The 18,730-nt window shown below is 67.6% G+C and carries 18 protein-coding genes; 5 read left to right on the forward strand and 13 right to left on the reverse strand.

Translation table 11 applies throughout. The features are described 5' to 3' along the window. Position 1: 1 nt before the first annotated feature. The 8 genes from fabF to ACAM42_RS25595 all read right to left on the reverse strand — a co-directional run bounded on the left by fabF (position 2) and on the right by ACAM42_RS25595 (position 6,513). The gene (gene fabF, locus ACAM42_RS25560) at positions 2-1,246 is read right to left on the reverse strand and encodes a beta-ketoacyl-ACP synthase II (RefSeq protein ID WP_369629816.1); all 1,245 of its coding nucleotides are present in this window, start codon (positions 1,244-1,246) and stop codon (positions 2-4) included. A 96-nt stretch (positions 1,247-1,342) separates the two neighbouring features. After that, the gene (acpP, locus tag ACAM42_RS25565) at positions 1,343-1,582 is read right to left on the reverse strand and encodes an acyl carrier protein (RefSeq protein ID WP_007830471.1); all 240 of its coding nucleotides are present in this window, start codon (positions 1,580-1,582) and stop codon (positions 1,343-1,345) included. A gap of 100 nt (positions 1,583-1,682) precedes the next feature. After that, complete coding sequence (fabG, locus tag ACAM42_RS25570) at positions 1,683-2,426, reverse strand: 3-oxoacyl-ACP reductase FabG (RefSeq protein WP_062475549.1); 744 nt, start codon at positions 2,424-2,426, stop codon at positions 1,683-1,685. Positions 2,427-2,458: 32 nt separating this feature from the next. Further along, positions 2,459-3,412 (reverse strand): ACP S-malonyltransferase, encoded by a 954-nt coding sequence (gene fabD / locus ACAM42_RS25575; protein ID WP_369629817.1) that lies wholly within the window; start codon positions 3,410-3,412, stop codon positions 2,459-2,461. A 51-nt stretch (positions 3,413-3,463) separates the two neighbouring features. Next, complete coding sequence (locus ACAM42_RS25580; RefSeq protein ID WP_070062242.1) at positions 3,464-4,441, reverse strand: beta-ketoacyl-ACP synthase III; 978 nt, start codon at positions 4,439-4,441, stop codon at positions 3,464-3,466. Further along, positions 4,441-5,538 carry a phosphate acyltransferase PlsX gene (gene plsX, locus ACAM42_RS25585; RefSeq protein ID WP_082818146.1) on the reverse strand — a complete coding sequence of 366 codons (1,098 nt, stop codon included), beginning with the start codon at positions 5,536-5,538 and terminating at the stop codon, positions 4,441-4,443. The genes ACAM42_RS25580 and plsX overlap by 1 nt, the downstream gene beginning before the upstream one ends. Positions 5,539-5,599: 61 nt before the next feature. Further along, positions 5,600-5,782 (reverse strand): 50S ribosomal protein L32, encoded by a 183-nt coding sequence (gene rpmF / locus ACAM42_RS25590; protein ID WP_057592299.1) that lies wholly within the window; start codon positions 5,780-5,782, stop codon positions 5,600-5,602. Positions 5,783-5,955: 173 nt separating this feature from the next. Continuing rightward, complete coding sequence (locus ACAM42_RS25595) at positions 5,956-6,513, reverse strand: DUF177 domain-containing protein (RefSeq protein WP_095746469.1); 558 nt, start codon at positions 6,511-6,513, stop codon at positions 5,956-5,958. 86 nt (positions 6,514-6,599) lie between these two features. On the opposite strand from ACAM42_RS25595, the gene ACAM42_RS25600 reads away from it, so the two are divergent. The 3 genes from ACAM42_RS25600 to ACAM42_RS25610 are packed head-to-tail and all read left to right on the forward strand — an operon-like array spanning position 6,600 to position 9,114. Further along, positions 6,600-7,181 carry a nucleoside triphosphate pyrophosphatase gene (locus ACAM42_RS25600; protein ID WP_369629818.1) on the forward strand — a complete coding sequence of 194 codons (582 nt, stop codon included), beginning with the start codon at positions 6,600-6,602 and terminating at the stop codon, positions 7,179-7,181. After that, positions 7,178-7,945, forward strand: coding sequence for an SAM-dependent methyltransferase (locus tag ACAM42_RS25605; protein WP_369629819.1), 768 nt, complete (start codon positions 7,178-7,180; stop codon positions 7,943-7,945). Before ACAM42_RS25600 ends, ACAM42_RS25605 begins: the two co-directional genes overlap by 4 nt. A gap of 2 nt (positions 7,946-7,947) precedes the next feature. Beyond that, complete coding sequence (locus ACAM42_RS25610; RefSeq protein ID WP_369629820.1) at positions 7,948-9,114, forward strand: MFS transporter; 1,167 nt, start codon at positions 7,948-7,950, stop codon at positions 9,112-9,114. A gap of 12 nt (positions 9,115-9,126) precedes the next feature. Here the strand turns inward: ACAM42_RS25610 and ACAM42_RS25615 are convergent, their stop codons facing one another. From ACAM42_RS25615 to ACAM42_RS25630, 4 genes are read right to left on the reverse strand one after another with little or no spacing between them, the layout of a single operon-like run. Then, entirely contained in the window at positions 9,127-10,167 is a 1,041-nt protein-coding gene (locus ACAM42_RS25615) for a S49 family peptidase (RefSeq protein ID WP_095949576.1), read from the reverse strand. A 1-nt stretch (position 10,168) separates the two neighbouring features. Next, a complete protein-coding gene (locus ACAM42_RS25620; protein ID WP_070062237.1) occupies positions 10,169-10,537 on the reverse strand; it encodes a Rieske 2Fe-2S domain-containing protein in 369 nt (122 codons plus the stop codon). 10 nt (positions 10,538-10,547) lie between these two features. Further along, a complete protein-coding gene (locus tag ACAM42_RS25625) occupies positions 10,548-11,231 on the reverse strand; it encodes an HAD family hydrolase (RefSeq protein ID WP_095949578.1) in 684 nt (227 codons plus the stop codon). After that, the gene (locus tag ACAM42_RS25630; RefSeq protein WP_062475576.1) at positions 11,224-12,324 is read right to left on the reverse strand and encodes an RluA family pseudouridine synthase; all 1,101 of its coding nucleotides are present in this window, start codon (positions 12,322-12,324) and stop codon (positions 11,224-11,226) included. The genes ACAM42_RS25625 and ACAM42_RS25630 overlap by 8 nt, the downstream gene beginning before the upstream one ends. A 548-nt stretch (positions 12,325-12,872) precedes the next feature. Between ACAM42_RS25630 and ACAM42_RS25635 the strand changes: the two genes are divergently transcribed. Beyond that, positions 12,873-16,103, forward strand: coding sequence for an Rne/Rng family ribonuclease (locus ACAM42_RS25635; RefSeq protein ID WP_369629821.1), 3,231 nt, complete (start codon positions 12,873-12,875; stop codon positions 16,101-16,103). 64 nt (positions 16,104-16,167) lie between these two features. Here the strand turns inward: ACAM42_RS25635 and ACAM42_RS25640 are convergent, their stop codons facing one another. Then, complete coding sequence (locus ACAM42_RS25640; RefSeq protein WP_159273187.1) at positions 16,168-17,049, reverse strand: LysR family transcriptional regulator; 882 nt, start codon at positions 17,047-17,049, stop codon at positions 16,168-16,170. A gap of 111 nt (positions 17,050-17,160) precedes the next feature. On the opposite strand from ACAM42_RS25640, the gene ACAM42_RS25645 reads away from it, so the two are divergent. Then, entirely contained in the window at positions 17,161-18,729 is a 1,569-nt protein-coding gene (locus ACAM42_RS25645; RefSeq protein WP_369629822.1) for an MFS transporter, read from the forward strand. The last annotated feature ends 1 nt before the right edge of the window (position 18,730 follow it).

The following is an 18,730-nucleotide window of genomic DNA, read 5'->3' on the forward strand; positions in this document are numbered from 1 at the left end:
CTCAAGCGCGCTTGAACACCAGCGTACCGTTGGTACCGCCGAAGCCGAAGTTGTTCTTGACCGCGACGTCGATCTTCAGATCGCGCGCCTCGTTGGCGCAGTAGTCGAGATCGCACTCCGGATCCTGGTTGAAGATGTTGATCGTCGGCGGGCTCTTCTGGTGATGCAGCGCAAGCACCGTGAACACCGATTCGATGCCGCCCGCGCCGCCCAGCAGGTGGCCGGTCATGGACTTGGTCGAATTGACGACGAGCTTCTTCGCGTGATCGCCGAACGCCAGCTTGACCGCGTTGGTCTCGTTGAGGTCACCGATCAGCGTCGAGGTGCCGTGCGCGTTCAAGTACTGGACCTCGTCGGCGTTGACACCCGCATTGGCCAGCGCCATCGCCATCGAACGGCGCGGGCCGTCGACGTCGGGCGCGGTCATGTGGTACGCGTCGCCGGTCATGCCGAAGCCTGAAACCTCAGCGTAGATCTTGGCGCCGCGCGCCTTGGCGTGTTCGTACTCTTCGAGCACCAGCACGCCGGAGCCCTCGCCCAGCACGAAGCCGTCGCGGTCCTTGTCCCACGGGCGCGAGGCCGTGGTGGGATCGTCGTTGCGGGTGCTCAATGCGCGAGGCGCGGTGAAGCCGCCGATGCCGAGCGGAGAAATGGTCGATTCGGCGCCGCCCGCGATCATGACGTCGGCATCGCCGTACTCGATCATGCGTGCCGACGTGCCGATGGCATGCAGGCCGGTGGTGCAGGCGGTCACGACGGCGATGTTCGGGCCCTTGAAGCCGTACTTGATCGAGACGTGGCCCGAGATCATGTTGATGATCGACGCCGGCACGAAGAACGGCGAAATGCGACGCGGGCCGCGGCTCGCGTACTCGCCATGCGTCTGTTCGATCATCGGCAGACCGCCGATGCCCGAGCCGATGTTGCAGCCGATGCGCACGGCCTTTTCATAGGACAGCGCGTCGCCGGTCGGCAGTCCGCTGTCCTGCACCGCCTGGATGGCGGCGGCGAGTCCCAGATGAATGAAGCGGTCCATGTGACGCGCTTCTTTCTCCGAGATGTATTGGGTGATGTCGAAACCCTTGACCTCACCGGCGAACTTGCAGGCGAAGGCGCTTGCATCGAACGCGGTGATGTTCGCAATGCCCGACTTCCCGGCCAACAGGTTGGTCCAGGATTCGGCTGCGGTGTTTCCGACAGGAGCGATGCAACCGAGTCCGGTCACGACGACGCGGCGTTTGGTCATGCCGGCAAACCTTTCTGGAAGCGCTGGACAGCTGCCGAGCGGCGCGGGCGGTTGAAAAAAGAGCCGCCGGCCGTCGTTGCAGTGTCAGCTGGCCGATCAGGCCTTTTGATTCTTGGTGGCGTAGTCGACGGCGTTCTGCACCGTCGTGATCTTCTCTGCGTCTTCGTCCGGGATCTCGATGCCGAACTCGTCTTCGAGTGCCATCACGAGTTCGACCGTGTCGAGCGAGTCAGCGCCGAGGTCGGCCACGAAAGCCTTTTCGTTCGTCACTTGGGACTCTTCCACGCCGAGTTGCTCGGCGATGATTTTCTTGACACGTGCTTCGATATCGCTCATTTGATTCCCTCTAAGGGTTGTAGGTAACTGGTGGATTTTAGCCGGGCGGCCCGTGGCATTTGCCCCGCGCTCCGGTACGGAAAAAGATTGCGCCTTTCGGCTACATGTGCATGCCGCCGTTGACGTGCAGTTCCTGCCCCGTCACGTACGAGGCCTGCGGCGATGCGAGGTAGGCCACCGCATGCGCGATGTCGGCCGGCTTGCCCAGGTGGCCCAGCGGGATCTGCGAGAGCAGCGCCTGTTGCTGGGCTTCCGGCAGGCTGGCCGTCATGTCGGTTTCGATGAAGCCCGGCGCGACACAGTTGACCGTGATGTTGCGGCTGCCGAGTTCGCGGGCCAGCGCACGGGTCATGCCCGACACGCCGGCCTTGGCGGCCGCGTAGTTGGCCTGGCCGGCATTGCCGGACGCGCCCACCACGCTCGTGATGCTGATGATGCGGCCATAGCGCTGCTTCATCATCGGGCGGATCACCGCGCGCGAGAGACGGAAGACGGCCTTGAGGTTGGTGTCGAGCACCGCATCCCAGTCGTCGTCCTTCATGCGCATGGCGAGCGTGTCGCGCGTGATGCCGGCGTTGTTGACCAGCACATGGATCGCGCCGTAAGCCTGCACGATCTCGTCGATCAGGGCTTCGACAGCAGCGCCGTCGTTCACGTCGAGCGCACGGCCGCGGCCGTCGAACGCGCTCAGCGCCTGGGTGATCTTGGCTGCGCCGTCATCGGTGGTGCCGGTGCCCACGACCTTGAGGCCGCGCTGCGCGAGTTCGAGCGCAATGGCGGCACCGATGCCGCGCGTTGCGCCGGTGACCAGGGCGACCTGGCCTTCGAATTTGGGAGTGCTCATAAGAGAGAAAGAGTATCGGGGCCTGGCGGCGTTCAGCCGGCGAGCGATTGTCGGACGTCCGCGAGGGTGGCCGGGTCGTACACCGACGCGGCTTCCAGTTCGGGGGCGATGCGCTTCACCATGCCGGCCAGCACCTTGCCGGGACCGCACTCGATGATGGCGGTTGCACCGCGCAGTTTCAAGGCCTGAACGCTCTCGACCCAGCGCACCGGACCGGCGGCCTGGCGCACCAGGGCGTCGCGGATGCGGTCGGCATCGGTCTCGACGGCCACGTCGATGTTGTTGAGCACCGGAATCTGCGGCGCGGCCAGCGCCACGCTCGCGAGCTTCTCGCGCAGGGCTTCGGCCGCGGGCTTCATCAGGCTCGAATGGAAAGGCGCGGACACCGGCAGCGGCAACGCGCGCTTGGCGCCGTTGGCCTTCAACAGCTCGCAGGCCTTGTCGACCGCGGCCTTGCTGCCGGCGATCACGGTCTGCATCGGATCGTTGAAGTTCACGGCCTCGACCACCTCGACGCTGCCGGGGCCGAACGTGGCGGTGGCTTCGGCGCAGCCGGCGACCACCTTGTCGGACGCCATGCCGAGGATCGCCGCCATCGCGCCGACACCGACCGGCACCGCCTGCTGCATGGCCTGCGCACGAAAACGCACCAGCGGTGCGGCCTGCGAGAGCGTGAGCACGCCCGAGGCCACCAGCGCCGAATACTCGCCCAGCGAATGACCGGCGACCACGGACGGCGTGGCGCCGCCTTCAGCCAGCCAGGCACGCCAGGCGGCCACGCCAGCCACCAGCATCACGGGCTGCGTGTTGGTGGTGAGCGCCAGTTCTTCCTTGGGACCGCTCTTGATCAGTGCACCGATGTCTTCGCCCAGCGCTTCGGAGGCTTCACGCAAGGTCTCGACCACGGCCGGGTGATCGCCCCAGGCGTCGAGCATGCCGACCGCCTGCGAGCCCTGACCCGGAAAGACAAAAGCAAAGGATTTCATTGTTGTTTCTTCGTCACCGCGCCGACGCCCGCTTCGGGGCGTCGCGACGCACTACAGATTCAATAGCACCGCGCCCCAGGTGAAGCCACCGCCCACGCCTTCCAGCATGAGGGTCTCACCCTTCTTCACCTTGCCCGAGCGCACGGCTTCGTCGAGCGCCAGCGGGATCGAGGCGGCCGAGGTGTTGCCGTGCTCGTGCACCGTGACGACCAGCTTCTCGCGCGGCAGCTTCAGCTTCTTGGCCGTGCCTTCCATGATGCGGATGTTGGCCTGGTGCGGGATCAGCCAGTCGATGTCGGCCTCGGTCTTGCCCGCCTTGGCGAGCGTGGCGCGCGCGGCGTCTTCGAGCACGCGGACCGCCAGCTTGAAGACGGCCTGGCCGTCCATGTGCAGCAGCGGCGTGCCGAGCACATTGCCGCCTGACACATGACCCGGCACGCACAGGATGCCGACGTGCTTGCCGTCCGCATGCAGGTCGCTGGCCAGGATGCCAGGCTCGTCGGAGGCCTCGAGCACCACCGCGCCCGCGCCGTCGCCGAACAGCACGCAGGTGGTGCGGTCGTTGAAGTCGAGGATGCGGGAGAACACTTCGGCGCCGATCACCAGCGCGCAGCGCGCGGTGCCCGTGCGGATCATCGCGTCGGCCACCGTCAGTGCGTAGACGAAACCGCTGCAGACCGCCTGGACGTCGAAGGCCGGGCAGCCGGCAATGCCGAGCTTGTGCTGAAGGATCGCGGCCGACGACGGGAACACCATGTCGGGCGTCGAGGTCGCGACGATGATCAGGTCGACGTCGCTCGCCTTGCGGCCGGCGGCTTCCAGCGCATGCTTCGCGGCTTCGAGGCCGAGATCGCTGCTGCTGACATCGGGCGCCGCGAAGTGGCGCGCGTGAATGCCGGTGCGCTCGACGATCCACTGATCGGAAGTTTCGATGCCGCGTGTCGCCAGATCCTTGGCAAGGTCGTCATTGGTGACGCGGCGGGGGGGCAGGTAGCTGCCGGTGCCGGTAATGCGCGAAAAAGGGGTCATCAAGCGTGAAGGGCTGTCGCGTCGGCCGGCACCGCCGACTCCTGCCGCGCGAGCAAAGGCGCGGCGTGGGCGATGCGGGCCCGCACGCGATCGAGCAGGTTGTTGCGAGCGGCATCATAAGCGCGATCCAACGCATGGCCGAAAGCCACTTCGTCGGCCGAGCCATGGCTCTTGAACACCAGCCCGCGCAGGCCCAGCAAGGCCGCACCGTTGTAGCGACGGTGATCCAGGCGACCTTTGAACGCTTTTAGAACCGGGTAAGCAACAATAGCCGCCAGTTTCGTGAGAATGTTTCGCGAAAACTCGACGCGAATGAACTCGCCGATCATCGACGCGACGCCTTCGCTGGCCTTCAGCGCCACATTGCCGACAAATCCGTCGCACACGACGATGTCGGTCGTACCTTTGAAAATGTCGTTCCCTTCGACGTTGCCGTAGAAGTTCAGATCCTTGGAGTTGGCAGCTGCACGCAGCAGTTGGCTGGCCTTCTTGATGGTTTCGCTGCCCTTGATGGCCTCTTCGCCAATATTGAGCAGACCTACCGAAGGCGATTCGTTGCCGGTCAACGCCGAAACGAGTGCGGAGCCCAGCACGGCAAACTGGAGTAGGTCCTCGGCGTCACAATCGACGTTTGCGCCGAGATCGAGCACGGTGGTCGCCCCACCCTTCACATTGGGCAGCTGGGGCGCAATGGCAGGACGATCGATGCCATCGAGCGTCTTGAGGAGATAGCGTGCGATCGCCATCAATGCGCCTGTGTTGCCGGCAGATATCGCCGCTTGCGCCGCGCCATCCTTGACCTGCTGGATCGCGACGCGCATCGAAGAGTCTTTCTTCTTGCGCAGGGCGATTTCGATGGGATCGTCCATGCCGACGACTTCGCTGGCCGGTACGATGCGGGCGCGCGGATGGTCGGCAAACCCCGCCAATGCGGCCGGCGCACCGACGAGCAGCAACGAGGCTTCGCTGTGCCGCTCGAGAAACGCGCGGCAGGCCGCGAGCGTGACACGCGGCCCATGGTCACCCCCCATGCAATCCACGGCGAGCGTGATTGCGGCGGGCGCAGCAGTGAGTTCGGGAGAAAAAGGCGCAGCCATCAAAACAAAGGCCCGACGCTACAGCAAAAGTAGCTTCGGGCCTTGGCCTTGGGATTCGAGATCAGGCTTCGGACTTGTTCTTGAGCACCTGACGGCCGCGGTAGAAACCGTTCGGGCTGATGTGGTGGCGCAGGTGCGTTTCGCCGGTGGTGGGCTCGACAGCGATGCCGGGCACGCCCAGGGCGTTGTGGGAACGGTGCATGCCGCGCTTGGAAGGCGACTTCTTGTTTTGCTGGACGGCCATGATGGCTCCTGGACGGTTAGGTGGGTGACTGGATGCGGGCTCAAGCGGTGGCAATGAGGCGAAAGCTCCGGCGGCATGCATGGAATGCCACGTTCTGCCTTTGCCTTGTATGCATTGCTGCTCACGGCGGCGCGCGCGAAGCCCATGATTATAGCCCAGCCAGAGAGAAAGGGCTACTTGCCCTCTTCGGGCTTGCGCGGACGCAACGCACCGAGCACGGCAAAGGGGTTCGGCTTGGCCTCCTCGGCCGCCTGGAAATCGTCGTCGCTGGAGGACAAGCGCACCGGCGTCGGGCACACGTCGTGGACCGGCATGACGGGGATTTCCATCAGCAGCTCGTCCTCGATCAGCCCGCGCAGGTCGAAATCGCGGCTGACGACCAGCAAGTCTTCATCGGACTCCTCGTCTTCCGCCTCGGCCGTGGCCTCGTCGGCCACGAAGCGGAACCAGCGGTCCACGAACAGTTCGGTGTCGACGGGCGACAGGCAGCGCTGGCAGACCAGGGGCACGGTGGTTTCGACATCCAGGTGCAGCCAGGGCGTCGCCTTGCCGTCGGCGCCGGGACGCTCTTCGCCGGTCGCTTCCCAGCGGACCACGGCATCGGTGGCCGGCGTCGCCAGTTCGGCGACCAGGCGTGCGAAACCCGGGACCGGATCAGCACCATCCAGCGTGGCAGCCGCCGCGGTGAACGCGGGCACATTGAGCCTTTCGGGGGCAAATTCTCTCTTCATCCGCCCCAGTCTAGCGCGCCGGCCGGCCTCCCAGGCGAGCAACCCGTCGAGCCGGTCGGGTCCGGTCGCTCACGCACAATCGCTGCATGCAACGCACCGTGATCCTCGCCTCGACCTCGCGCTACCGGCGCGAACTGCTCACCCGCCTCCATCTGCCCTTCGAGGTGCACGCCCCCGACGTCGACGAAACCCCGCTCGACGGCGAAACGCCCCGCGCGCTGGCCGAGCGCCTGGCACTGGAAAAGGCCAACGCCGTGGCCGCGCGCTTTCCCGACGCAGTGGTGATCGGCTCCGACCAGGTTGCCGACCTGGCGGGCGCAGCACTCGGCAAGCCCGGCGACCACGCACGGGCCACCGCCCAGCTGCGCCGCATGCGCGGCCAGACGCTGATCTTCCAGACCGCCGTGGCCGTCGTCTGCCATGCGACGGGCTTCGTCCAGCGCGACATCGCTCCCGTGCGCGTGGTGTTCCGCGACCTCTCGGACGCCGCCATCGAGCGCTATCTATTAGCGGAACAGCCCTACGACTGCGCCGGCAGCGCCAAGAGCGAGGGCTTCGGCATCGCGCTACTCGATGCCATCGACAGCGACGACCCGACCGCGCTGGTCGGTCTGCCCCTGATCCGCACCTGCCGGATGCTGCGCGCCGCGGGGGTCGACCTGCTGTGACCACAAAAGGCAAGCTCTACCTCGTCCCCGCGCCGCTCGATTTCGGCTGCGACCTCCAGGCCCCGCTGCAGGACGCCCTGCCGCTGGGCACGCTGCAGGCCGCCGCAGGCATCACGCACTGGATCTGCGAGAACGCCAAGTCGGCCCGCGCCTACCTGAAACGCATCGACGCCGTCGTGCCGCTGGCCGCGCCGCTGCAGGCGCAGAACATCCAGGAACTGCCGCGCGAGGTGCACAAGAAAGGCGACCACGCTGGCCAGTTCGACGCCCGCCCGCTGCTCGCCGCCGCACTCGAAGGCCACGACGTCGGCCTGCTGAGCGAAGCCGGCATGCCCGCCGTGGCCGACCCCGGCTCGTCGGTGGCGCGCGCCGCGCACGACCTGGGCATCACCGTCGTGCCGCTCACCGGACCGGTGTCTTTGCTGTTGGCCCTCGCAGCAAGCGGCCTGAACGGACAGAACTTCGCCTTCGTCGGCTACCTGCCGCAGGATGGCGGCGAACGCCAGGCGCGCATCCGCGAGCTTGAGGCGCTCGCACTCAAGACCGGTCAGACGCAGCTCTTCATCGAAACGCCGTACCGCAATGCCGCCCTGCTGCAGGCGCTGGTGCAGACGCTGCAGCACAACACCCGTCTCGCGGTGGCGCGCGGCCTGACGCTCGCCACCGCGCAGGTGCGCAGCGAGACGGTAAAAGCCTGGCGCGCAGCCAAGCCGCAGGCCACGACCGACGAGCGCCTGCCCGCCGTGTTCGCGATCGGGCGCTGAGGGTGGGGCCGGGCGTCACGGCCGGTACGCGCTGGGCGTCGCGCGCCCAGTTCTTCGCATCCGGTTTTATCTTCGCGACCTGGGGCGTGCATGTGCCGACGGTCAAGGCGCACTACGCCATCGACGAGGCGCAGCTTGGGCTCGCCATGCTCGCGGCCGGTGCCGGCGCGATGGTCGGCCTGACCAGCGCCGGGCGCTGGATCGGCCGCCACGGCCCGCGCCGCATGGCCGCGCTGTGCGGCTGCGTCTACGCACTGCTGATCGCCGGCCTGATCGCGATGCCCGGCTATGCCGCGCTGCTGGGCCTGCTGGCGGTGTTCGGCCTGGTCACCAGCGTGTTCGACGTAGCGATCAACACCGAAGCCGCGCAGCTCGAACTGCGCGGCGGCCAGCCGTTGATGAGCGGCATGCACGGCATGTTCAGCCTCGGCGGCATGGTCGGTGCCGCGAGCGGCAGCGCGGCGCTGGCCGCCGGCATGGCGCCGCAGACGCACCTGTGGACGGTGGCCGTGGTGATGATCGGGGTGGTCGCGATCGCATCGACGCGCATGCTGCCCACGCCAACCGCGCCCGCCGACGGTGCGGCCGCAGCGGACCACGGCTTTCGCCTGCCGCGCGGCGTGCTCGCGGTGCTCGGCGTGCTGGCCGCGCTGGGGCTGATCGCCGAGGGCGCCATTTACGACTGGAGCGTGCTCTACATGCAGCAGGAACTGGGCAGCCCACAGCAGCAGGCCGCACTGGCCTATGCGAGCTTTTCCGCCGCGATGGCGGCTGCGCGTTTCGGTGGCGACGCGATGCGCGCCCGTTTCTCACCCACGGCCTTGCTGCGCGGCAGCGGCCTGCTCGCGGCGGGGGCGATGACGTTGGTATTGCTGACCGACCTGCCCTGGCTCGCGCTGCTGGGCTTCGCGGGGGTCGGCGTCGGCTTTGCGAACGTGGTGCCGATCCTGTTCGGGGCCTCGGCCCGCGTGCCGGGTGTGGCGCCTGCCAACGGCATTGCCGCCGTGTCGGCCATCGCCTATCTGGGGTTCATGGCAGGGCCCGCGGTGATAGGCCTACTGGCGCGGGTCAGTTCGCTGACCGCCGCGCTCTATGTGGTGGTGGCCTTTGCCGCCGCGCTGGCAGCCTCGGCCCGGTTCACCGGCAGCGGCGACAGCAGCACCGCCTGAAAAAAGCCGCGCTCAGCGCAGCGCTGGCGAGGTCTTCAGCGCGCTCACCGAGGCCGCGCCCATGGCGGCGCCGAACTTCTTGGCCAGCTTCTCGGCCACGTTGTCGCGGCGCGTGTAGTCGATGACTTCCTCCGCCTTGATCACCTCGCGTGCCACGAAGTCGACGTTGCCCAGCTGGTCGGCCAGGCCGAACTCCACGGCCTGCTCGCCGCTCCAGAACAGGCCGCTGAACAGGCCCGGGGTGTCGAGCTTGAGGCGGTCGCCGCGGCCTGTCTTCACCACGTTGATGAACTGGGTGTGGATCTGGTTGAGCATCGCCTGGGCATGCGCGCGCTGCGCGTCGTTCATCGGGCTGAACGGATCGAGGAAGCCCTTGTTTTCACCGGCCGTCAGCAGGCGGCGCTCCACGCCGACCTTTTCCATCACGCCGGTGAAGCCGAAGCCGTCCATCAGCACGCCGATGCTGCCGACGATGCTGGCCTTGTCGACGAAGATCTTGTCGGCGGCCGCGGCGATGTAGTACGCCGCCGAAGCGCAGGTCTCTTCGACCACCGCGTAGACCGGCTTCTTGTGCTTGGCCTTCAGGCGCTTGATCTCGTCGTTGATGATGCCGGCCTGCACCGGGCTGCCGCCGGGCGAGTTGATCAGCAGCACCACGCCCTTGGCACCCTCGTCCTCGAAGGCCGTCTTCATGGCGGCGATCACGAACTCGGCGCTGGCGTCGCCGCCGTTGGCAATCTCGCCCTTGATCTCGACGACGGCCGTGTGGGCCGTGGTCTTGGCGGTGCTTGGCGTGCTGCGCGAGAACGCGAACCAGGCCAGGAACACGAAGAAAGCCAGCCAGCCCAGGCGCACGAAGGTCTTCCAGCGGCGCGTGGCCTTCTGCTCATTCAGGGAGGCGAACGCGAGTTTCTCGAGCGTGGCGCGCTCCCACCCGGGGCGCTGCGTGGGATCTTGGGCCATGGTGCGGGGGCTGTCTTGGGATGTCGTGAGGGGGACGGCCGGCTCCAGCGGTTCGAAACCCTGGGGTTCCCTGCGATTCGGATCGGTCATGTCAGAAGGAAAGAGGTTGGAGGTTCCAGTCAGTATGCCAGTGCACCACGCCGTCTTCTTCGCTCAGCGCGATCTTCACGAGCCCGCCGCGGCAGGGCCCGCCCGCGCATTCGCCGGTGTCGGGCTTGTAGACGGCGCCGTGGGTGGCGCACAGCAGCCACTGGCCGCTGTCGTCGAAGAAGCGGTCGGGCTGGAAGTCCATCTCCATCGCCACATGGCTGCAGCGGTTGAGGTACGCATGCGGCAGGCCCTCGAAGCGCACCGCGAAGGCGCGGCAGGTTTCACCGCCGTGGACCACGTCGAAGGGCACGGCGTTGCCACCCTCGACCAGGTCCGAGGCATTGCACAGCGGGATGCGCGAGTCGCTCATGCCTTGGCCCTCAGGCGTTGTCGAGCAGCCAGGCCTGCAGCTCGGCGATCGACTGCGCCACGTACAGCGGCTTGAACTCGTCGAAGGTGGACGACGCATGCGCGCCGAAGCCCACGCCCACGCTGGCGCAGCCGGCGTTCTGGGCCAGCTGCAGGTCGTGCGTGGTGTCGCCGATCATCAGCGTGCGCTCGGCCGGCACGTCGAGCTCTTCCATCAGTTCGAGCAGCATGCGCGGATGCGGCTTGCCGAAGGTTTCATCGGCAGTGCGCGAGGCGTCGAAGCGGTCGCGCAGCGCCACTGTCTTCAAAGCTTCGTTGAGGCCGCGGCGCGACTTGCCCGTGGCCACGGCCAGCTTGTGGCCGCGCGCGCGCAGCGCATCGAGCATGGGCAGTACGCCGTCGAACAGCACGAGGTCGTCCTGGTGCTGCAGGAAGTGATAACGGTAGCGGGCGCCGAGTTCGGGGTACTTTTCCTTGGGCACGTCGGGCGCCGCGCGCGCGAGCGCCTCGGCCAGGCCCAGGCCGATCACCCAGGCGGCATCGTCCTCGCTGGGCTTGGCACCGCCGACATCGACCACGGCCGCCTGGATGCAGCGCACGATCAGGCGGGTGGAGTCGTAGAGCGTGCCGTCCCAGTCGAAGGCGATCAGGTCGAAGCGAGGGGAGCGTGCAGGGCTGGCGGAAGAATCAGTCATGGGCCGTGGGGGTGGGGTGTTGCGCCATCGCCTCGAGCGCCGCGCGCGACATCAGCGCATGCAGCTCAGGCGGCAGCCCGGCCTGCAGCGCAATGCGCTCGCCGCTGGCCGGGTGGTTGAATTGCAGCCGCCACGCATGCAGGAACATGCGCTTGAGGCCGAGTTTGTGCAAGGCACGCTGCCGATCGGACTCGCCATATTTGTCGTCGCCGGCAATCGGATGCCCGGCCGAGGCCAGGTGCACGCGGATCTGGTGGGTGCGCCCGGTCTTGATGGTCACCGCCAGCAATGACAGCGGCGTGGCGTCGCCCGGCAGGCTGAGGCGGGCCAGCACGCGCACCAGCGTGACGGCCCGCATGGCGTCGGGGTGGTCCTTGGCGACCACGCGCACGCGGCGTTCGCCGGCACCGGCGCCCGAGCCGTCGGGCAGCAGGTACTTGGCCAGCGGCGCGTCGAGCACCTTCTTGTTGGCGGGCCAGTCGCCTTCGACCAGCGCCAGGTAGGTCTTGCCGGTCTCGCGCTCGCGAAACTGGTCCTGCAATGCCACCAGTGCGCTGCGCTTCTTGGCGACCAGCAGGATGCCGGAGGTTTCGCGGTCGAGCCGGTGCACCAGTTCCAGGAACTTGGCGCCCGGGCGCGCCGTGCGCAATTGTTCGATCACGCCAAAGCTCACGCCGCTGCCGCCGTGCACCGCGACACCGGCGGGCTTGTCGATGGCCAGCACGGCCTCGTCTTCGAGCAGCACCGGAAACTCGCGCGCCGGCGCCGGCGGCGTGGCGCCCTCTTCGGCGCGTGGCGAGATCCGCACGGGCGGAATCCGGACCAGGTCGCCGTCTTCGATGCGGGTTTCGGCCTGGGCGCGGCCCTTGTTGATGCGCACCTCGCCCGACCGGATGATCCGGTAGACGTGCGTCTTCGGCACGCCTTTCAGATGGCGAAAAAGGAAGTTGTCGAGCCGTTGCCCGGCGGATTCGGCGTCGACGGTCAGGAAGTGGATGGCGGCGTGCGGCGTGCCGGTGTCGGCGCCCGCGGGTCGATCCGCGGGATTTGGAGCCCCCGCGGGGCTTTTCTTCGCACCTATAATGTTTTTCACCAGCGCGGTCGTGTAAGTGCTTGATTAGACAGAAGTTTAGAGCACTGACGACCATGCTGTGAGGTCGATGCCGCTTTGGCGTCCAGCCCGCAAACCCCGCGCAATCGCGCAAAGTGGCAGGCCAGGCACCCAAGTCAAGCCGACACCCACGAAACACCGATACGGAATACCCAGCCTGCAGCTTCCAAGCTGCAGGCGGATCGAAGCGAGTCCCTTGTTGTGTTGATGCTGCTGATTCAAATATGCCTGCGCTGGTCGACCTGGTTTCGACCAGTCGCCTCAGGCATTGAATCGCCCGCAGTGCGCGCCACCCTTGCGCAACCGGCTGTCAAAAAGGCAGCCACCCAACACCGAATCTGGCTCGCGCCCATCCACGCGCCCCCACCCCGGCTGTCTTCTTGAGCTGACGCTCGAGAGGCCTGCTCGCGCCTGGCGCGGCAGTCACAGCATCCGGGGCCAAGCGGCAATTCCCTGGTTTCGCGGGCGTCGTCCGTGCATCGTTGGCTCGTCATGAGCCGGTAGAACGATACATATAAGGACAACGCATCATGAAGCGGATGCTGATCAATGCCACGCAGGCCGAAGAACGCCGCCTGGCCATCGTCGACGGGCAGAAACTGCTCGACTACGAAATCGAAATCGAAGGGCGCGAACAGCGCAAGGGCAACATCTACAAGGCGGTCGTGACCCGCGTCGAGCCGTCGCTCGAAGCCTGTTTCGTCGACTACGGCGAAGACCGCCACGGCTTCCTGCCGTTCAAGGAAATCTCCAAGCAGTACTTCGCCGAAGGCGTGTCGGCCAGCCAGGCCCGCATCCAGGACGTGATCCGTGAAGGCCAGGAACTCACCGTCCAGGTCGAAAAGGAAGAGCGCGGCAACAAGGGCGCGGCCCTCACCACCTTCATCTCGCTGGCCGGCCGCTATGTCGTGCTGATGCCCAACAACCCCCGTGGCGGTGGCGTGTCGCGCCGCATCGAGGGCGACGACCGCGCCGAACTCAAGGAGGCGATGGACCAGCTCGAGTACCCGAAGGGCATGAGCATCATCGCGCGCACCGCCGGCATCGGCCGCTCGGCGCCCGAACTCCAGTGGGACCTGAACTACCTGCTCAAGCTGTGGACCGCCATCGACGGCGCGGCCAAGGGCGGCAAGGGCGCCTTCCTGATTTATCAAGAATCGTCGCTCGTCATCCGCGCCATCCGTGATTACTTCAATCACGACATCGGCGACATCCTGATCGACACCGACGACATCTACGACCAGGCGCAGCAGTTCATGGCGCACGTCATGCCCGAGCATGCCGCCCGCGTGAAGCGCTACCGCGACGACGCGGCGCTGTTCAGCCGCTTCCAGATCGAGCACCAGATCGAGTCGGCCTACGCCCGCACCGTGCAGCTGCCTTCGGGCGGCGCCATCGTGATCGACCACACCGAAGCGCTGGTCTCGGTCGACGTGAACTCGGCCCGTGCCATCAAGGGCGGCGACATCGAAGAGACCGCCACCCGCACCAACCTCGAAGCCGCCGACGAAGTGGCCCGCCAGATGCGCCTGCGCGACCTGGGCGGCCTGATCGTCATCGACTTCATCGACATGGACGAGTCGAAGAACCGCCGCGAAGTCGAAAGCCGCCTGCGCGACGCGCTGCGCCAGGACCGCGCCCGCGTGCAGTTCGGCTCGATCAGCAAGTTCGGCCTGATGGAAATGAGCCGCCAGCGCCTGAAGCCGGCGTTGTCCGAAGGTTCGTCGATCCCCTGCCCCCGTTGCGGCGGCTCGGGCCACATCCGCGACACCGAATCGAGCGCGCTGCAGATCCTGCGCATCATTCAGGAAGAGTCCATGAAGGACAACACGGCCGCCGTGCATGTGCAGGTGCCCGTGGAAGTCGCTTCGTTCCTGCTGAACGAAAAGCGCCCCGAAATCGCCAAGATCGAGCTCAAGCAGCGCGTCACCGTGCTGATGGTGCCCAACAAGACGCTCGAAACGCCGAACTACAAGCTCGAGCGCCTCAAGCACGACGACCCGCGCCTCGATCACATCGAAGCCAGCTACAAGATGGCCGACGAGATCGAGGACCCGACCTCGGTCACGCGCCGTTCGCAAGAACCCACCAACAAGCAGACGCCGGTCATCAAGGGCGTGCTGCCCGACGCACCCGCGCCCGTGGTGCCGCCCAAGCCCGAAGCGGTGCGCGCTGCGCCCGCTCCCGCCCCGGTGGCCCCGCCCGCGGTGGTCGCTCCGGCCCCGGCACAGACAGGCTTCATGGCCTGGATCAAGAGCTTCTTCGGCGGCGCCTCGCCGGCGCCTGCACCGGCACCGGCGCCCAGCGCCATTCCGGTCGAAGCACCGAAGCCCCGCCGCGAAGGCGGTCGCCCGGGCCGTGACGGCGAAACGCGCGGTGCACGTGGCGCCGACGGCGAACAGCGCCGCGGCGGACGCGGCGGCGAAGGCCGTGGCGAAGGCGGCGGCCGTTCGGGTGGACGCGACGGCGACCGCCGTGGCGGACGCGGTGGCGAGCGCCGTGAAGGCGGCGAACGCCGCGGCGAGGCTCGCAACACCGAGCAGCGCAACGACAGCACCAACCCGGCACGCGAGCAACGCGAGCCCCGTGAAGCACGCGCACCGCGCGACGGCGAACAACGCCGTGGCGGTCGCGGCGAGCGCCGCGAAGGTGGCGAAGGCCGCAACGCACCGGCCGAAGCCCTGCTCGACGGCAACCTGAACCTCGACGCGCAGCAACAGCAGCCGGCACCCGGCGGCGACGAGAACGGCAATGCCGCAGCGGAACGCGCACCGCGCGCCCGCGGCGAGCGCCGTGAACGTGGCGAGCGCGGCGAGCGTGGTGAACGTGGCGGCGAACGCAACGAGCGCGGTGAGCGCAACGGCGATGCGCAGCAACAGCAGCCGCGCGATGAAGCCACCGCCGGCGACGGCGAGCGCCAGCCCCGCAGCGGCCGTGGCGACGAGTCGCGCGGCCCGCGCGGCGAGCGCAACGACGGCCGCCGCGAGCGCCGCAACGACGCGCCCGCTGCCAACGAAGGCGACGCACGCGTGGCCGAATCGGCTGCCGCTGGCGATGCCGAGCAAGGCAACAACGAAGGCAACGAGCAGCAAGCCCCCCGCCGCGAAGGCGAAGAGCGCCGCGGCCGTTCGCGCGACCGTTACGGCCGTGACCGCCGCGAACGCGGTCCGCGTGACGACGCCGGCAACGGTGGCAACGAAGCCAACGGCGCAGACGCCGCACCGGTCGCCGAAGGCGCCATGGCTGCCGAAGGCCAGGCCGAGCGCCAGCCGCAACAGCAACTGCCGCTGGTGGCGGAAGCCGCCGCAGTGGCCGTGGTCGCCACCGCGGTCGAAGTGCGCGAACCCGCACCGCAGGTGCAGGAGCAGCCGCGCTTCGAGCGCCCCGCCGCCCCCGCACCGGCACCCGTCGCAGCGCCCATCGTGGTCGAAGCCGCAGCCAAGCCCGCGGCAGCAGCGCCGGCCGGCAACGGCCGCGCACTGCCCAAGGTGCAGGCCTTCGAACTGCCGCTGAACGAGCTCGCGCAGATCGCCGAAAGCTCGGGCCTGCAGTGGGTCAACTCGGATGCCGAACGCATCGCGCAGGCGCGCGCCGCGATCGCTGCCGAGCCGAAGCCGGTGCACGTGCCGCGCGAGCGCCCGCCGGTGATCGTGCTCGACGAAGGCCCGCTGGTGCTGGTCGAGACCCGCCGCGACCTCGGTTCGATGTCGCTGCCGTTCGAGCAGCAACAGCAGCCGCAGGAACAGCAGCGCTCGCTCTGAGCCCTGCTCCCTCGCAAATGAAAACGGCGCCTCTGGCGCCGTTTTTTTTTGGCCTCGCGCTTCCTCAGGCCTGCAGCGGCAGTGCCTCGATGCCCGGCAGGTCCGGCATCTCCAGGATCAGTTGCCCGAAGCGGCAGGCACAGGGCGTCTTGCCGTTCTCGCTCCAGATCAGCGAGAAGTTCACGCTCGGCAGCGGCGGCAGGCCGTAGCGGCCGTCGACGATCTTCATGCCCGGCTCCACCTCTTCGCGCGTGAGCACCGTCACCGCGAGCCCCGCCAGCACCGCCGCGCGAATGCCCTGCGGGCTGGCCGAGGTGAAGACCACGTGCCAGTCGAGCGACGACGCGAGGTCGAGCGCCGACCCGGCCACCTGCCGGTTGACGCACGGCTTCGGAAAGAAGGCCAGCGGCAGCGATGCGCCCTTCGGCGCCTCGAAGGCCTCGGCCGCAGCCCACACCAGTTGCGTGCGCCGCAGGCAGGTGCCCTCCACCACGTCGGGCGGCGACATCACGACCGCGAGGTCGAGCTCGCCGGCGCGGATGGCCGCGCGCAAGTCGGTGTGCATGCTCACGCAGACCTCCATGCGCACCGCCGGAAACCCGCGCGCGAACTGCGAGAGCAGCGGCGGCAGGCGGTCGCCCATGAAGTTGTCCGGCACGCCGAAACGCACCACGCCCGAGATCGGCGAGGGCTGGAAGCGCCGCGTCATCGCGTCGAGCGTGTCGAGGATCTGCGTCGCGTAGCGCAGGAAATCTTCACCGTCCTCGGTCACCGTGAGGCGGCGCGTCGTGCGGTGCAGCAGCGGCCGGCCCACCTGCTCTTCGAGCTTGCGGATCTGGTGGCTGATGGCCGACTGGGTCAGGTGCAGGCGCTCGGCGGCGCGCGTGAAGCCGCCGGTTTCCTTGACGGCCACGAAGGCGCGCAACAGCGTGGGGTCGAAGTCCATGGCGATCCTGGATAAATGATGTTTCCTAATGAATTCTAGGAAATCAAATCATTTCCATCATGAAGAGGGTTTCACCAGAATCGGCCGCTCTGCCTTTTTGGAAACCGCCCGATGTCCCTCTCCCCTGCCGGCAAGAACCGGATCGCCCTGTCCGCGGTCTGCCTGATTGCCTTGATGTTCGGCCTGGAAATCTCCAGCGTGCCGGTCATTCTTCCCACGCTCGAAAAATCACTGCATGGCGACTTCAGCGACATGCAGTGGATCATGAACGCCTACACCATCGCCTGCACCACGGTGCTGATGGCCGCCGGCACGCTGGCCGACCGCTACGGCCGCAAGCGCGTGCTGATCTTCGGCGTGGTGCTGTTCGGTGCCACCTCGCTGGCGTGCGGCATCGCGGGCAACACGCCGGTGCTGATCGTCAGCCGCTTCCTGCAGGGCCTGGCCGGCGGCGCGATGCTGATCTGCCAACTCGCGGTGCTGTCGCACCAGTTCCAGGAAGGCAAGGAGCGCAGCAAGGCCTTCGCCATCTGGGGCGTGGTGTTCGGCATGGGGCTGGGCTTCGGGCCGATCGTCGGCGGCGCGATCGTCGCGCTGTCGAGCTGGCAATGGGTGTTCCTGGTCCATGTGCCGCTGGCCGTGGTGGCGCTGGCGCTCGTGTGGGGCAGCGTGGAAGAGTCCAGCGACCCTGACGCGAAGCGGCTCGACCTGCCGGGCATCGTCACGCTGTCGCTGGCGGTGTTCGGCCTCACCTACTTCATCACGCAGGGACCGGGCCTTGGGTTCGCGAGCCCCGTGGCCATCAGCATCCTCGTGGCGACGCTGGCCTGCTTCGCGGTCTTCGTGTGGGTCGAGAAGATCAACCCGCACCCGATGTTCGACTTCTCGGTGTTCCGCATCCGCAATTTCTCGGGCTCGATCGTCGGCTCCATCGGCATGAACTTCAGCTTCTGGCCGTTCATGATCTACCTGCCGATCTACTTCCAGAGCAGCCTGGGCTACGACGCCGTCACGGCCGGCTCGGCGCTGCTGGCCTACACGCTGCCCACGCTCGTGCTGCCGCCGCTGGCCGAGCGCCTGTCGATGCGCTACCGGCCCGGCGTGGTCATTCCGGCGGGGCTGTTCGTGATCGGCCTGGGCTTCATCGCGATGCGCTGGGGCAGCGGCGTGGCGCATGCGAGCTGGCTCACGTTGCTGCCCGGCTGCCTGCTGGCCGGCATCGGGCTGGGCCTGACGAACACGCCCGTGACCAACACCACCACCGGCTCGGTGTCGAGCGCCCGCGCGGGCATGGCCTCGGGCATGGACATGAGCGCGCGGCTGATCACGCTGGCCGTGAACATCGCGCTGATGGGCTTCCTGTTGCTCGAAGGGATTCACGCGCACCTGAAGAGCGCCCTGTCGGCATCGCTGGATGCAGAGCAGCTGCGCGCGCTGGCGGAAAAGGTCGCGGCGGGCAGCTTCGCGTCGCTGCCCGAGAGTTTTCCGGTGCTGTCTCAGGCCGATCCATCAGGCGCCGTCGTGCATGCGGCGCTGGTGAGCAGCTTCGGGTGGGTGATGCTCTACGGTGGCATCGGGGTGTGGGTGCTGGCCGGCCTCAGCCTGTTGATCTTCGGCAACGGCAAGCCGTCGGCGCGGGCGGCGGGCCTGACGGCCGCCAAGGAATCCGCGTGCTCCTGAG

It is taken from the genome of Variovorax sp. V35, assembly GCF_041154465.1.
GTDB classification, from domain to species: domain Bacteria; phylum Pseudomonadota; class Gammaproteobacteria; order Burkholderiales; family Burkholderiaceae_C; genus Variovorax; species Variovorax boronicumulans.

Excerpts from the sequence above, each read along its gene's own strand:
- fabF (WP_369629816.1), bottom strand. The coding sequence starts at position 1,246 with ATGACCAAACGCCGCGTCGTCGTGACCGGACTCGGTTGCATCGCTCCT.
- acpP (WP_007830471.1), bottom strand. The coding sequence starts at position 1,582 with ATGAGCGATATCGAAGCACGTGTCAAGAAAATCATCGCCGAGCAACTC.
- fabG (WP_062475549.1), bottom strand. The coding sequence starts at position 2,426 with ATGAGCACTCCCAAATTCGAAGGCCAGGTCGCCCTGGTCACCGGCGCA.
- fabD (WP_369629817.1), bottom strand. The coding sequence starts at position 3,412 with ATGAAATCCTTTGCTTTTGTCTTTCCGGGTCAGGGCTCGCAGGCGGTC.
- ACAM42_RS25580 (WP_070062242.1), bottom strand. The coding sequence starts at position 4,441 with ATGACCCCTTTTTCGCGCATTACCGGCACCGGCAGCTACCTGCCCCCC.
- plsX (WP_082818146.1), bottom strand. The coding sequence starts at position 5,538 with ATGGCTGCGCCTTTTTCTCCCGAACTCACTGCTGCGCCCGCCGCAATC.
- rpmF (WP_057592299.1), bottom strand. The coding sequence starts at position 5,782 with ATGGCCGTCCAGCAAAACAAGAAGTCGCCTTCCAAGCGCGGCATGCAC.
- ACAM42_RS25595 (WP_095746469.1), bottom strand. The coding sequence starts at position 6,513 with ATGAAGAGAGAATTTGCCCCCGAAAGGCTCAATGTGCCCGCGTTCACC.
- ACAM42_RS25600 (WP_369629818.1), top strand. The coding sequence starts at position 6,600 with ATGCAACGCACCGTGATCCTCGCCTCGACCTCGCGCTACCGGCGCGAA.
- ACAM42_RS25615 (WP_095949576.1), bottom strand. The coding sequence starts at position 10,167 with ATGACCGATCCGAATCGCAGGGAACCCCAGGGTTTCGAACCGCTGGAG.
- ACAM42_RS25620 (WP_070062237.1), bottom strand. The coding sequence starts at position 10,537 with ATGAGCGACTCGCGCATCCCGCTGTGCAATGCCTCGGACCTGGTCGAG.
- ACAM42_RS25625 (WP_095949578.1), bottom strand. The coding sequence starts at position 11,231 with ATGACTGATTCTTCCGCCAGCCCTGCACGCTCCCCTCGCTTCGACCTG.
- ACAM42_RS25635 (WP_369629821.1), top strand. The coding sequence starts at position 12,873 with ATGAAGCGGATGCTGATCAATGCCACGCAGGCCGAAGAACGCCGCCTG.
- ACAM42_RS25640 (WP_159273187.1), bottom strand. The coding sequence starts at position 17,049 with ATGGACTTCGACCCCACGCTGTTGCGCGCCTTCGTGGCCGTCAAGGAA.
- ACAM42_RS25645 (WP_369629822.1), top strand. The coding sequence starts at position 17,161 with ATGTCCCTCTCCCCTGCCGGCAAGAACCGGATCGCCCTGTCCGCGGTC.